The sequence below is a fragment of the Thermodesulfatator indicus DSM 15286 genome, from assembly GCF_000217795.1.
Classification (GTDB): domain Bacteria; phylum Desulfobacterota; class Thermodesulfobacteria; order Thermodesulfobacteriales; family Thermodesulfatatoraceae; genus Thermodesulfatator; species Thermodesulfatator indicus.
Genome location: NC_015681.1, coordinates 860,759 through 874,935, shown reverse-complemented (window position 1 = coordinate 874,935; position 14,177 = coordinate 860,759). Strand labels below are relative to the sequence as shown.

Annotated in this window: 9 protein-coding genes, 2 tRNA genes and 2 rRNA genes; 8 read left to right on the top strand and 5 right to left on the bottom strand. The window is 48.1% G+C overall.

Annotated features, from left to right (window positions below; translation table 11 throughout):
- Nucleotides 1-651, top strand: a complete 651-nt coding sequence (locus THEIN_RS04235; protein ID WP_013907457.1) for a CAAX prenyl protease-related protein — start codon at nt 1-3, stop codon at nt 649-651.
- Here THEIN_RS04235 and THEIN_RS04230 read toward each other — a convergent pair whose 3' ends face one another.
- The 4 genes from THEIN_RS04230 to purN form a co-directional block, all read right to left on the bottom strand.
- Nucleotides 652-2,292, bottom strand: coding sequence for an NAD+ synthase (locus THEIN_RS04230; RefSeq protein WP_013907456.1), 1,641 nt, complete (start codon nt 2,290-2,292; stop codon nt 652-654).
- Nucleotides 2,293-2,587: 295 nt separating this feature from the next.
- Complete coding sequence (locus THEIN_RS04225; protein WP_013907455.1) at nt 2,588-3,274, bottom strand: 2-phosphosulfolactate phosphatase; 687 nt, start codon at nt 3,272-3,274, stop codon at nt 2,588-2,590.
- Nucleotides 3,271-4,338 carry a pyridoxal phosphate-dependent aminotransferase gene (locus tag THEIN_RS04220; protein WP_013907454.1) on the bottom strand — a complete coding sequence of 356 codons (1,068 nt, stop codon included), beginning with the start codon at nt 4,336-4,338 and terminating at the stop codon, nt 3,271-3,273. The genes THEIN_RS04225 and THEIN_RS04220 overlap by 4 nt, the downstream gene beginning before the upstream one ends.
- Nucleotides 4,339-5,160: a phosphoribosylglycinamide formyltransferase gene (gene purN / locus THEIN_RS04215; protein WP_013907453.1), complete on the bottom strand. Its 822-nt coding sequence runs from the start codon at nt 5,158-5,160 to the stop codon at nt 4,339-4,341.
- A 126-nt stretch (nt 5,161-5,286) separates the two neighbouring features.
- Here purN and THEIN_RS04210 point away from each other — a divergent pair, with 126 nt between their 5' ends.
- The 3 genes from THEIN_RS04210 (at nt 5,287) to cydB (ending at nt 8,243) form a co-directional block, all read left to right on the top strand.
- The gene (locus tag THEIN_RS04210; protein WP_013907452.1) at nt 5,287-5,688 is read left to right on the top strand and encodes an RrF2 family transcriptional regulator; all 402 of its coding nucleotides are present in this window, start codon (nt 5,287-5,289) and stop codon (nt 5,686-5,688) included.
- A 147-nt stretch (nt 5,689-5,835) separates the two neighbouring features.
- On the top strand, nt 5,836-7,188 hold the full coding sequence (locus THEIN_RS04205) for a cytochrome ubiquinol oxidase subunit I (protein ID WP_013907451.1): 1,353 nt from the start codon (nt 5,836-5,838) through the stop codon (nt 7,186-7,188).
- 17 nt (nt 7,189-7,205) lie between these two features.
- Nucleotides 7,206-8,243, top strand: a complete 1,038-nt coding sequence (gene cydB / locus THEIN_RS04200) for a cytochrome d ubiquinol oxidase subunit II (RefSeq protein WP_013907450.1) — start codon at nt 7,206-7,208, stop codon at nt 8,241-8,243.
- Between the two features lie 31 nt (nt 8,244-8,274).
- On the opposite strand, the gene THEIN_RS04195 is transcribed toward cydB, so the two are convergent.
- Entirely contained in the window at nt 8,275-8,502 is a 228-nt protein-coding gene (locus THEIN_RS04195; RefSeq protein WP_013907449.1) for a hypothetical protein, read from the bottom strand.
- A 474-nt stretch (nt 8,503-8,976) separates the two neighbouring features.
- On the opposite strand from THEIN_RS04195, the gene THEIN_RS04190 reads away from it, so the two are divergent.
- From THEIN_RS04190 to THEIN_RS04175, 4 genes are all read left to right on the top strand, one after another.
- Nucleotides 8,977-10,550 (top strand): 16S ribosomal RNA (locus THEIN_RS04190).
- A 195-nt stretch (nt 10,551-10,745) separates the two neighbouring features.
- A tRNA-Ile gene (locus THEIN_RS04185) sits at nt 10,746-10,824 on the top strand.
- Nucleotides 10,825-10,835: 11 nt separating this feature from the next.
- Nucleotides 10,836-10,911, top strand: a tRNA-Ala gene (locus THEIN_RS04180).
- Nucleotides 10,912-11,084: 173 nt separating this feature from the next.
- Nucleotides 11,085-14,109: ribosomal RNA gene (locus THEIN_RS04175) — 23S ribosomal RNA — on the top strand.
- Together the 16S and 23S rRNA genes with 2 tRNA genes alongside form the textbook arrangement of a ribosomal RNA operon.
- The last annotated feature ends 68 nt before the right edge of the window (nt 14,110-14,177 follow it).

Genomic DNA, 14,177 nt, shown 5'->3' with positions numbered 1-14,177 from the left:
ATGATGCCTAAAACAATATATTATATTTTACCATTTGCATTATTTTTAGTCTTAACTTTTGTAGGCTCTTATTTACCTTCTAAATACTATTTTTACCTCTATATTTTGAAGACTTTTTCCGTTGGTTTTTTGCTTTTTTATTGGCGTAAAAATTTTGTTGAGCTTTACTCACGCATTAATAGTAGAGAAATCCTTTTGGCTTTAATAAGCGGTGTTTTTGTTTTGGTTTGCTGGGTTGGAGGAGAAGGAATATTCCCTACTATAGGTACTCCCAAAGCGATTTCTCCTTTTGCCGAAACCTCTTCACTCTGGATTTCCTGGACATTTATAGGGATAAGGCTTATTGGGGCCGCTATAATGGTCCCTGTGCTTGAAGAGCTTTTCTGGCGTTCTTTTCTAATGCGCTATTTGATAGACAAGGATTTTTATAAAGTACCGCTAGGTGCTTACACCCATTTTTCTTTTTGGACAGCGGCTACCCTTTTTGCTCTTGAGCATTTTAGAGTTCTCCCGGGATTTTTAGCAGGTGTAATATACGGCGGCCTTCTTTGTTATAGCAAAAATATATGGGTACCCATCCTTTCTCACGCAATAACCAACCTCGGCCTGGGGCTTTATGTGTTGATCACGGGGAAATGGATATTCTGGTAATTACTCTTCAAAAAAGAACTTATGCGTTATAGGGTAACGCCAGCCATAGCCAAAAGCCCTGGGGCTTACTTTTAATGTAGGCGGGAGTTGCCAGCGCTTATATTCTTCAATACGCAAGCGCTTTAAAACTTCTTTTACTATTTTTTTTGGGTAACCTTGAGAAATCAGTTCGCGAACACTCTTCCCCTCCTCGACAAAACCTTTGATAATGGGATCAAGAATTCGATAGGGGGGGAGATCGTCTTCGTCTTTCTGATCTGGCCGCAACTCGGCTGATGGTGGTTTTTTAAGCACTCGTGCTGGAATTATTTCTTTTTCCCGATTTACTTCGCGAGCCAGGGCATATACGTCGTTTTTTAGCACGTCACCTAGAACTGAAAGAGCCCCACAAGTATCTCCATAGAGAGTGCAGTACCCTACGGCCAATTCGCTCTTATTGCCCGTATTTAAAACCAAGTAATTAAACTCATTGGCCAGGGCCATGAGAATGTTGCCCCTTATTCTGGCCTGCAGATTTTCTTGCGTAAGACCTTTTGTTTTACGGCCAAGTGATTTGGCTATTTCCTGTCGAAGAGTTTCAAAGGTTTGTGAAATAGGGATAGTCAAAGTCTTGATGCCAAGATTGGCGGCTAATTTTTTAGCATCTTCGTTACTTTCCTGACTGGTATAGGGAGAAGGCATAAGTACACCTATTACATTTTCGGGCCCCAGGGCCTTTGTGGCAATAACCGCTGTTACTGAAGAATCTATACCGCCTGAAAGGCCTATAAGGGCTCCTTTAAACCCGGTCTTTCGAAAGTACTCTCTCACTCCAAAAACTAAAGATTTAAGAAGGCTGGCCGTTTTAGACTCAGAGATAGGATGTTTTATTGCTTTTTTAGCAGAAAAGTCAAAAAGTATGAGGTCTTCTTCGAAATCTTTGGCTTCACCAACAATTTTGCCTTCAGGCGAGACTATTAGGCTTTGGCCATCAAAAAGTAAATGGTCATGGGCTCCCACCTGGTTGACATAAAAAATATAGGCTCCCAGGCGCTTGGCTTGAGAGGCCAGCAGTTTCTTGCGGATATCTACTTTACCAACAAAATAAGGGCTAGCAGTTATGGTGATAAGGATTTCGATACGTCCGGCAAGGCCTTCAAGGGGGTCAAAGGCGTAATCGAAATCAAGAAATCCTGGTAACGGCCAAATATCTTCACAGATGCTAAGTCCAATACTTATTCCCTTCAGCAAAAAGCAAGCAGTTTGATAAGAAGGTTTAAAATAACGAGGTTCATCAAAAATATCGTAAGGAGGTAACAGGTTTTTGCCGTAAGAAACAACTTCTTCTCCATTAGTTATCACGATGGCCTGGTTTTCTACAGGTAAATTTTTAGCCCCATCTTTAGACCTGGGGGCACCTAGTACAACGGTAATATCTTTGGGCAAATTTTTTTTGAGATAAATTAAAGTGTCTTCTACCGCTTTTCTGAAATCTTTGCGTGTCAATAAATCTCTTGGAGGATAACCGCAAAGGCTTAGTTCCGGGAAAATTACAAGTTCAGCCCCTTTTTTTTGGGCCTTTTCTGTAAAAGCCAAAATTTTTTGGGAGTTTTGCCAAAAAGCGCCTATTGTGGGATTTATCTGGGCTAAAGCAATTTTCATAAGATTTAAAACTACGTGCTGTTTAAACGGGCGTCAATGTCTTTTCCCTACCAAGATTTCCACTTTTTATATTAAAAGGAATATTTTTTAATAAATGTCACGAGAGGCAGCACATTTGCCTGCGGCGTAGTAGTTATTTTCTGTTACTGAGAGGAGATCGTTAGGCGACGAAGCAGTCCCGTCAATGAGATTGCTTCGCTTCGCTCGCAATGACAAACCCTAAATTGTCACCTGTTTTGTCTTTTTCTAGTAACACAATGGGAATCTTTGCCTCAATGCCTTGCTCTTCAACGGTCTATGTTACTTCAATGCCCACAAAACCTTCAGAGGTTAAGATAGGTACGGTATTGTAAATATTTAGTCTGGCACAAAACTCTATGTCTTTATAAAATCCGAATTTTTCTAACCGACGAGCATGTGGAGATTTGATAATTTCTTTTAATATGTCTGATATCTCTCTGGCATATTCAAAAGCAACAATAGCTGCGTCATTTTCTCTTTCATAATTAAAAAGATAGCCTAAAAATTTACCAGCCCACAGAAAGTCTTCTAGAGACAAGTCTCCATTAGTGCCAGCACATAACACCGTTACCTCTTCAAATCTTTCGGCAAACTTGCTTACCGCTGCCAAATTCAAAAAAGCCCCGGCACAAATAGCTTTTGCTCGTTTTACAAAGCTTAGGGCTTTGGTCCCGTTTGTAGTGGTTAATACCACTTTTGCCTGAGCAAAATTTTGGGCTTCAATGGGGCTATTCCCCGCCTGAAAACCCTCTGGAGGTACACACTCCCTTTCTCCCGCTAGTAAATAGTCTTGCTTGCTGTAAAGCAAGGCTTCTTCTATAGAAGCTACAGGCTTTACCCTTAAAGCTCCGCAACTCAGAGCTGTTACTATAGTTGAAGTAGCTCGTAAAATATCTACCAGCACAATCAAACCTTCTGTTTCAATTGGTTTAGGAACGGGCAAAACTTTTATCCTTTTCATTTAAGCACATCCCTTAAAGCTAGGAGTAGCTTTTGGTTTTTTTCAGTCTCTCTTAAGGCCAAACGCAAAAAAGGCCCCTTAAGACCATAAAAGTTAGAGGCATTACGTATCAAAATATAATATTTTTTCAGCAATGAATGCCAAACTTTTTGGGAATTATGCTTCATTAATTTTAATAAAAAGAAATGCAAAGAACTTTCGTAAACTTTTATCGGTAAATTCATGTCGTTTAAGGTCTTCAAAAAATTTTTCTTTTCCTGGACGATAAAAAGTTTTACTTGTTTAACATAGTTTTTTTGGCCAATTAGCCAAACTCCTGCCACTTGAGCCAGTCTATTAACAGCCCAGGGGAGAAGGGCCTGCCAAAAAACATCTTTTAATGGGGGGCTTATTACTAAAAAACCAAGTCTTAAGCCGGGAATGCGATATATCTTAGAAAAGGAACGCAAAATAAGACAATTTGGCAAATTTTTAATATAAGGAACCAGGGAAGATTCGTCAGCTACAAAGTCAATGTAAGATTCATCAATAACGAAAAAAGTTTCAGGGTATTTTAAAACCAGCCTTTTAAGGGCCTCTTGGGGTACTAGAGTGCCAGTAGGATTGTTGGGATTACATATAAAAACTAAATCTTTTGGGCCAATGATTTTTTCAAGTTCTTCTAAAGGAGGCCTAAAGTTTTCCTCTTCTCTAGCCAGTACAAATTTTTTATCAAGACCTGCTAACTTTGCAGCATCAGCATAGTCACTGTATGTAGGGCCTAAAATGATAACCTTTTTTGGTTTAAGGAGTTTAGGAATATTAAATATCCATTCACTGGTGCCACTTGCGGGGATAATCAATTCGGGCTCAAGACCAAAGTGTATCCCCATGGCTTCTCGCAAAGACTCGCTATCTGCTTCGGGTAAACGTTCAATTTCTGGTAAATGTTTTTTTAAGTGTTCGTAAAGCCCTTGGGGAGGGGGCAAGGGAGAGACATTGCTACTGTGGTCGCTAATGTCTTCTGGAGAGATTCCAAGATGCTTGGCAAGATAATAAACTTCGCCTCCGTGACCACGAAGCATTTACCATTCTCCAGTGGTCAAATATTTTTCTATGCGTGAGGTGAGGTCAAAAGGTTCTAAGAGTCTTTTCCCTTCCCGGTCAACCAATTGGTGATTTACTAGCCTTATTTCACTGTCGGCAAAGGCCTTTATGGTATAGACAATTAATGGCAACTCTCTTTTAACCCCTTCTTCACGAATTAGAGCAAAGAGAGGTTCTTGTTCTCCTTCTTCTTTTATAATTTTTGCTAAACCCTTTTCCGCTAGTTTTTTTTCAAATGCCTCCCATAGGGGAGCGAATTTTTCGCCTTTGATGTTAAAACGGTAAAAGGTCACCGCAGGCCCTCGGTCAAGCTCAGGGGTTACCAAATGCATCATAGCTCCAGTTTCTTCGGCTCTTTCTGCAAGAAGCTTCCATATCACCTCCTGCCAGGTCCCCTGAGGGCCACCAGGAAGTGCTGGATGTAAATTTATCATGGGGAGTTTTTGACAAAGTTCAGCAGAGACCACCCACATATAACCGGCCAGAACTACCAAATCTACAGGATCTTTTTTAATCAGTTCGTAAACTTTTTGGTGATAAGATATGCGCCAGGCCTTGCGATTTTGCTGACGAAGAGAGGGCTTAAAATGTTTGGCTGAAAGACAATAAACTTTAAGCCCTAAATCTTCGCAAAGCCTTAAAAAGGCATCACTTTCTTGGCTTTCTCCGGGCTCTCGAGAGAGAAACACATAAACAATCTTTCCTGGAATAAAGCCTTCGTCTATTTTTTGTTGAACCACACTTAAAAGGTCTCTGGCCGCTTTGTCTCTTCCTGTAGTAAACCAACCCAGTTTAAACATTTTTCCCTCCTTTACCGAATCATAGATAGTGAAACAGTAAAGGTCAACAAGGGCTAAATTTTGGGTCTTGTCAAAATTAAGAAACTAAGATAATTAAGACCCAATTTAACTTGTTTAGGAGGTGTTATGCGTATCAGCCGAGCCACAGATTATGGAGTTCGTTTAGTAGTTTATTTAGCTGAAAACCCTAAGAGAATTATTCCTCGCACAGAAATTGCCCGCGAAATGGACATCCCTGGTGAGTTTTTGGCAAAGATTGCTCAGAATTTAGCCAAAGCAGGCATCATAGAGATAAAGCAAGGGCGGGCCGGTGGGTATCTACTGCGCCGGGATCCCAGTGAACTTTCTTTGCTAGAGGTAGTGGAAGCCCTTGAAGGAGAAATTTGTCTAAATGTATGCGTAGGCAAGCCCGAAGCTTGCCATCTAAGTAAAAACTGTAAGGTGCATTTGGTGTGGGAGGCAGCTCGGGATGGTTTAAGAAAACTGTTAAAAGGCATCCCCATAGCCAACTTAAAGTTTAGTTTATAGCCACTAATGAGGCATTACAAGCGTCATGGCGAGGCGACTCAGTTGCCGCGATGATCTCAGGTTTTTTCGCTAGCGCGCGGGATGGAGATTGCTTCGCTCGCAATAACAAAAAGAGGCTTGCAATAAAACAACTCAGGAGGTGGGAAAATGTTTGATGTAGTTTTACTGTCACGGCTACAATTTGCTGTGGCCACTTTGTTTCATTTTCTTTTTGTTCCTTTAACTTTGGGGCTTTCTCTTTTGGTGGCTATTTATGAAACCCTCTATGTTAAAACCGGCGATGAGGACTACAAACGTGCTGCCAAGTTCTGGGGGAAGCTTTTTCTGATTAATTTTGCCGTAGGTGTAGTTACTGGTATTACCCTTGAATTCCAGTTCGGGACGAACTGGTCGCGCTACTCCATGTACGTGGGAGACATTTTTGGTTCTCTTTTAGCCATTGAAGCTACTCTGGCCTTTTTTCTGGAGTCTACTTTTATAGCTGTCTGGCATTTTGGCTGGAATCGTTTGTCTCCCAAGCTTCACGCTATTTGTATCTGGTTGGTAGCCATTGCTGGTAATATTTCTGCCCTGTGGATACTTCTGGCTAACGGCTGGATGCAGCACCCAGTAGGCTATGTTCTACGCAACAATCGAGCTGAGCTTGAAAGTTTTTGGGCCGTTATAACCAACCCCTTTGGTTGGCTCGAATTTTTTCATACAACAGCTGCAGCCTATGTTTTGGCCGGTTTTTTTGTACTGGGGATTTCGGCCTGGCACTTGATCCGTAAAAATGAAGTTACCTTTTTCAAAAAAAGTTTTCGTGTAGCAGCTATCTGGACTTTAGTTTTTTCTATATTTTTAGTCATAAATGGTGATATCCACGGAAGCCACGTAGCCCATACCCAGCCAACTAAGTTGGCGGCTATGGAATCTATCTGGGAAACTCAGCGCGGAGCTCCTCTTTATCTTTTAGTGATCCCTGATGAAGCTAATGAGCGCAACAAAATAGAACTTCTCCCTATACCTAAATTTTTAAGTTTCATCTCTTACCATGACTTAAACGCCGAAGTAAAAGGTCTTAAAGAATGGCCTAAAGAAGAAAGGCCCCCTGTGGCTTTGACTTTTTGGTCGTTCAGGGCCATGATAGGGCTTGGATTACTTTTCCTTTTCATGAGTATCTGGGCTTTTGTTAAGCGCCTCAATCCTGAGACAGACAGAAAGCTCTTGCGAATCCTTCCCTGGATAATTCCCCTGCCTTACTTAGGTTGTGAACTAGGCTGGATAGTAGCGGAGGTAGGCCGTCAGCCCTGGATAGTTTATGGACTCATGAAGACCACAGAGGCTGTTTCTCCTGTAGCTCCTGTTCAGGTAGCCATTTCATTAATAGCCTTCACTCTGGTTTATACCTTTTTGGGTTTGATAGGCTTCTATCTTATTTTCAAGTTTGCCAGACGCGGTCCTAAAGCTAAAGAAACCAAAGTAATTGAAATTACTTCGGCAGAGCCGATTACTACCTAAGAAAGGAGGGATGGAGAATGGAACAAAATATTTTTCAGATAATCTGGTTTATTTTATGGGGAGTCCTTTGGGCTGTTTATTTTATGCTTGACGGTTTTGATTTCGGCATAGGTATGCTTTTACCCTTTGCTGCCAAAAATGAAACTGAAAGACGTATTATGTACAACGCCGTAGGACCTGTTTGGGATGGCAATGAAGTCTGGCTGGTCACTGCTGGTGGTGCTACTTTTGCCGCTTTTCCTACTACTTACGCTGTAATGTTTAGTGCGCTTTATACTCCTCTTCTATTAATTCTTTTTGCCCTAATTTTTAGAGGGGTGACCTTTGAATTCAGAGGTAAAGAAGACAGCCCCATTTGGCGCACAATATGGGATGTCTGTCTGGTTCTTGGTAGCTTTTTGCCCTCTCTTCTTTTTGGAGTAGCCTTTGCCAACTTCTTTAAAGGCTTGCCCATTGATGCTCAAGGTATTATGCACGGCAATACACTGACTCTTTTAAACCCTTATGGCCTTATTGGCGGAGCCCTTTTTGTAGTTATGTTTATTGTTCATGGGGCTATCTGGCTAACGGTCAAAAGTAACGGTGAATTACAGAAAAGAGCCAAAAAGATAGCCGAGCGTTTCTGGATTCTAGAAATAATTTTGGTCTTAGTATTTTTAGCGGTCTCTGGCCTGACCACCGACTTGTGGACTAACTATGTTATTCATAAATGGTTGTTAATAATTCCTGCAGCAGCTTTAATAGCCTATTTTGCCATACCAGCTTTCCTTTCTAGGGCTGCTTATTGGTATGCTTGGTTTGCCTCGTCAGCAGCTATTGTTTTTACCGTAGCCTTTGGTATTGCTGGGCTTTTTCCTCGCCTTATTCCTTCTAGCCTTAATCCCGCTTGGAGCCTTACAATTTATAACTCATCTTCAAGTCCGTTGACCTTAAAAGTTATGACGGTAGTAGCTTTTATATTTGTTCCCTTGGTGATTGCCTATCAAATCTGGACTTATAAACTCTTTAGTGACAAAATAAAGCCAGAGTTTCTAAAAACTGACGAAGCCTATTAGACATAAAGGGAAGCCTTAAATGGCTTCCCTTTTAAAATCGGCAATTATTTGCGAGTCTTTCACGAGAAATTTCATGTTTTATAACGGGAGAAATAAACTTTGCTGCTATTTTAGAAAGAGAAGCAATAGAGTCTTCATCAAAGAGACATAAGTATTCTGAAACTTCTTCAGCTATCAGGAACCTATTGGAGGCCAGCCAGAGTTTTTGGGCAAAGCCTTCTTTGAGGAGGTCGATATCGCAAAGATCACCTTCTCCCATAGCAAGTTACCTCCTAGGTGAAAGGATAATTTGCTTAAAACTATTTATTGCCAGGATTGGTGGCCTTTCTTCTTTTTTAACTAGGAGTTAGGGCCTCAAGCTGGAATATAGGTGGTTTAAAATTTTTTCAGATTAGGTATTGACAGTTTTAGTTAGGTGGTTAAATTAGCAGGGCCTTTGAGAGAGAGCGTTGATCTTTGGAAGCGAGGAAAGCGAGGAAGGAAGTTACGAGATCTTGACAGAGATATGTCAGATGTATAACATATAGAGTTGCTGAGGATATTTGATCTTTGAGTATGAGTTAAGCCACTTGTCGGGGTGAGCTTGACAGGTGGTTTTATGTGTGTTTAAATTTAGGTTTGCCTGATTGAGGCTGATCTTTGAAAACTGAATAGCGGTAGCGGGCAAGCGCCTTTGAGAGGCTTGTCGGCTTTTGAGTTTTAAGGGAGCCAAAGAGCCTTTGCGTTATTGATTTAACGTGAGGGTTTGATCCTGGCTCAGGGCGAACGCTGGCGGCGCGCCTAACACATGCAAGTCGAGGGGGAAAGGGTAGCTTCGGCTACCCGAGTACACCGGCAGACGGGTGAGTAACGCGTGGGTAACCTACCTTGGGGTCTGGGATAACCACCCGAAAGGGTGGCTAATACCGGATACGTTCCTGAGGCGCGAGCCGAGGGAAGAAAGGGTGCCACTGCATAGCAAGCACCTGCCCTAAGAGGGGTCCGCGTCCCATCAGCTAGTTGGTGAGGTAACGGCTCACCAAGGCAACGACGGGTAGCCGGCCTGAGAGGGTGGTCGGCCACACTGGCACTGAGACACGGGCCAGACTCCTACGGGAGGCAGCAGTGGGGAATCTTGGGCAATGGCCGAAAGGCTGACCCAGCGACGCCGCGTGGGGGAAGAAGGCCTTCGGGTCGTAAACCCCTGTCAAGGAGGAAGAAGCCCTTACTGGTTAAGAGCTGGTAGGGGTTGACGGTACTCCTGGAGGAAGCCACGGCTAACTCCGTGCCAGCAGCCGCGGTAATACGGAGGTGGCGAGCGTTGCCCGGAATCACTGGGCGTAAAGGGGGCGTAGGCGGCCGGACGAGTCGGACGTGAAAGCCCGGGGCTCAACCCCGGAATTGCGTTCGATACTGTCTGGCTTGAGGTCCGGAGAGGCCGGCGGAATTCCCGGTGTAGGGGTGAAATCCGTAGATATCGGGAGGAACACCGGTGGCGAAGGCGGCCGGCTGGACGGCACCTGACGCTGAGGCCCGAAAGCGTGGGGAGCAAACCGGATTAGATACCCGGGTAGTCCACGCCGTAAACGATGGGTGCTAGGTGTGGGGGGTTAAACCTTCCGTGCCGAAGCTAACGCAATAAGCACCCCGCCTGGGGAGTACGGCCGCAAGGCTGAAACTCAAAGGAATTGACGGGGGCCCGCACAAGCGGTGGAGCACGTGGTTTAATTCGATGCAAAGCGAAGAACCTTACCTGGGTTTGACATGCTAGGGAACCCCTCAGAGATGAGGGGGTGCCCGGGCTTTGCCTGGGAGCCCTAGCACAGGTGCTGCATGGCTGTCGTCAGCTCGTGTCGTGAGATGTTGGGTTAAGTCCCGCAACGAGCGCAACCCTTGCCCTTAGTTGCCAGCGGGTAGAGCCGGGCACTCTAGGGGGACTGCCGGGGACAACCCGGAGGAAGGGGGGGATGACGTCAAGTCATCATGGCCCTTATGCCCAGGGCTACACACGTGCTACAATGGGCGGTACAGAGGGAAGCGAACCCGTAAGGGGGAGCAAATCCCAGAAAGCCGCTCTCAGTACGGATCGGGGTCTGCAACTCGACCCCGTGAAGCCGGAATCGCTAGTAACGGCGGATCAGCATGCCGCCGTGAATACGTTCCCGGGCCTTGTACACACCGCCCGTCACACCACGGGAGCTGGCTCTGCCCGAAGTCGCTATCCCAACCCCCGGAAGGGGGAGGGAGGCGCCGACGGCAGGGCTGGTGACTGGGGTGAAGTCGTAACAAGGTATCCCTACCGGAAGGTGGGGATGGATCACCTCCTTTCTAAGGAGTCTGAGTGTACGGACTCAAGTAACTAGCTTTTCTAGTTTTGGAAGAGTTATGGAGAGTAGGTAAAGAGACAGGTGCTTGTCCGCTAGCCGCTATTCAGTTTTGAGGGATTGGCTGAGAGGCTGATTTGTTCTTTTAAAGAGAGAGATAGAAGGTGGAAGGTGAAGGGTAGATAGGCCTAATAGGGTTGGGCCTATAGCTCAGTTTAGGTCAGAGCGCACGCCTGATAAGCGTGAGGTCGGTGGTTCGAGTCCACCTAGGCCCACCATATAGATATATGGGGGTGTAGCTCAGTTGGGAGAGCACCGGCTTTGCAAGCCGGGGGTCAACGGTTCGAGTCCGTTCACCTCCACCAGAGTAGGTGGTTTTGGGGAGCTGCCCTGTTGGAGAAGGTAGGGGGGGTAGTTCAGCAAAGCCACTTAGTAGGCACAGATCTTTGACAAGTGAATAGGGTATCGCCCGGTATCCACGAGCCGAGAGCAAGGATACGAGTATTTTTTGTGGAATTTTTATAAAGAAGAGTTTAGTGGCCAAGCTACTAAGGGCCAGCGGTGGATGCCTCGGGCGCAGGAGGCGAGGAAGGGCGTGGCAAGCTGCGAAAAGCCACGGGGAGCCGCAAGCAGGCGTTGATCCGTGGATGCCCGAATGGGGGAACCCGGCCAGGGTAATACCTGGTCATCCGCTAGGTTAAGAGCCTGGCGGAGGCGAACCCGGGGAAGTGAAACATCTCAGTACCCGGAGGAGAAGAAATCAAACGAGATTCCCTGAGTAGCGGCGAGCGAAAGGGGAGGAGCCCAAACCGGATGAGTGTAGAAGCCCCTAGGCGTTGCTCATCCGGGGTAGAGGGGGCACACTGGAGGAGGCTAGGGACTCCTCGGGGAGTAAGAAAACCGCTTGGCTAGCCGAAGGCACCTGGAATGGTCCGCCGTAGAGGGTGAGAGCCCCGTAGGCGAAAGCTGAGTGGACTCCCTGGGTGTGCTACCCAAGTAGCACGGGGCACGAGGAATCCCGTGTGAATCAGGGGGGACCACCCTCCAAGGCTAAATACTCCCTGCGCACCGATAGAGCATAAGTACCGTGAGGGAAAGGTGAAAAGAACCCCGGGAGGGGAGTGAAATAGAGCCTGAAACCGCTGGCCTACAAGCAGTCGGAGCCTGCGCGGGAGCGTGGGTGACGGCGTGCCTTTTGCATAATGAGCCCGGGAGTTGTCGTCAGTGGCGAGGCTAAGCCGGATAGGCGGAGCCGAAGCGAAAGCGAGTCTGAAAGGGCGTTAAGTCGCTGGCGGCAGACCCGAAGCGGGACGAGCTACCCATGGCCAGGGTGAAGGCGGGGTAACACCCGCTGGAGGCCCGAACCGGTGGAGGGTGAAAACTCCTCGGATGAGCTGTGGGTAGGAGTGAAAAGCTAATCGAGTCCCGTGATAGCTGGTTCTCCCCGAAATGTATTGAGGTACAGCCTCAGGGGATATCTGACGGGGGTAGAGCACTGTTGGGGCTAGGGGGCTTACCGGCCTACCGAACCCCGGCAAACTCCGAATACCGTCAGAAGGACCCTGGGAGTGAGCCGCTGGGTGATAAAGTCCAGCGACGAGAGGGGAACAACCCAGACCGCCAGCTAAGGTCCCGAAGTACTGGCTAAGTGGTAAAGGAGGTGGCCCTGCTTAGACAACCAGGATGTTGGCTTAGAAGCAGCCATCATTTAAAGAGTGCGTAACAGCTCACTGGTCGAGCGGGGCTGCGCCGAAAATACCACGGGGCTTAAGCCAGTCGCCGAAGCTGCGGACTCATGCTGAGAGGCATGAGTGGTAGGGGAGCACTCTGACTGCGTAGAAGGGTGATCCGTGAGGGCACCTGGAGTGGTCGGAGGAGAGAATCCGGGCACGAGTAGCGATAAAGAGGGTGAGAATCCCTCTCGCCGTAAGCCCAAGGTTTCCTGGGGAAGGGTCGTCCGCCCAGGGTTAGCCGGACCCTAAGGCGAGGCCGGAAGGCGTAGCCGATGGGAAGAGGGGTCAACAATCCCCCGCCACCTGAGTGGAGGCCAAGGGGTGACGCAGGAGGGAAGGGCGCCGGGGCCGTGAATGGCAGGCCCTCCAAACCTGTAGCCCGGTGACGGGGCGAGGCAAATCCCGCCCCCGAGGGTGAGGGGGAGTAAGTAACCGGGAGCGAGAGTTCCCGGGAAGGCGCTCGGACCACACTGCCGAGAAATAGCCTCGTGGCTGAAGAAGCTCAGGTGACCGTACCGCAAACCGACACAGGTGGGCGGGCAGAGAATGCTCAGGCGCGTGGGGTAACCCTGGCTAAGGAACTCGGCAAAATGGCCCCGTAACTTCGGGAGAAGGGGTGCCCACGCTGGTGAAGGCCCTTAGCGGCTGGAGCTGGCGTGGGTTGCAGGGAATCGGCGGTGGCGACTGTTTACCAAAAACACAGGACTCTGCGAAGTCGTAAGACGACGTATAGGGTCTGACGCCTGCCCGGTGCCGGAAGGTGAAGGGTCCGGGTTAGGGGGCGTAGGCCTCCGAAGCTCGGACTTGAAGCCCCGGTAAACGGCGGCCGTAACTATAACGGTCCTAAGGTAGCGAAATTCCTTGTCGGGTAAGTTCCGACCTGCATGAATGGCGTAACGACTGCCGCACTGTCTCGGCCAGGGTCCCAGCGAAACTGTAGTCTCGGTGAAGATGCCGGGTACCCGCGGTGGGACGGAAAGACCCCGTGAAGCTTTACTGCAGCTTGGCATTGCACTTCGGTGCAGGATGTGCAGGATAGGTGGGAGGCTGAGAAGCCCGGGCGCCAGCTCGGGTGGAGCCGTCCTTGAGATACCACCCTTCCTGCATCGGGGTGCTAACCTGGAGGGGTAAGCCTCCTCAGGGACAGTGCCTGGTGGGCAGTTTGACTGGGGCGGTCGCCTCCTGAAAGGTAACGGAGGCGTCCAAAGGTACCCTCAGGCGGATTGGAAACCCGCCGTTGAGTGCAAGGGCAGAAGGGTGCTTGACTGCGAGGCCGACGGGCCGAGCAGGGACGAAAGTCGGGCCTAGTGATCCGGCGGTGCCGAGTGGAAGGGCCGTCGCTCAACGGATAAAAGTTACTCCGGGGATAACAGGCTGATCGCTCCCAAGAGTTCACATCGACGGAGCGGTTTGGCACCTCGATGTCGGCTCATCCCATCCTGGGGCTGGAGAAGGTCCCAAGGGTCGGGCTGTTCGCCCGTTAAAGGGGTACGTGAGCTGGGTTCAGAACGTCGTGAGACAGTTCGGTCCCTATCCACCGTGGGCGTAGGAGGCTTGAGAGGAGCTGCCCCTAGTACGAGAGGACCGGGGTGGACGCACCGCTGGTGGACCGGTTGTGGCTGGCCTGCCGCACAGCCGGGTAGCCATGTGCGGAAGGGATAACCGCTGAAAGCATCTAAGCGGGAAGCCCTCCTCAAGATGAGGCCTCCCGAGACAGGGGAGACCCTGTCCCCGAAGGGCCCAGGGAGACTACCTGGTAGATAGGCCGGAGGTGGAAGCCCAGCAATGGGTGGAGCTGACCGGTACTAATCGCCCGAGCGGCTTGGCCACAGTATTGGCTTAGATAGTTAATACTGTGGGTGGCTCGTGGATACCGGAGCGGTACCCTATATCACTTG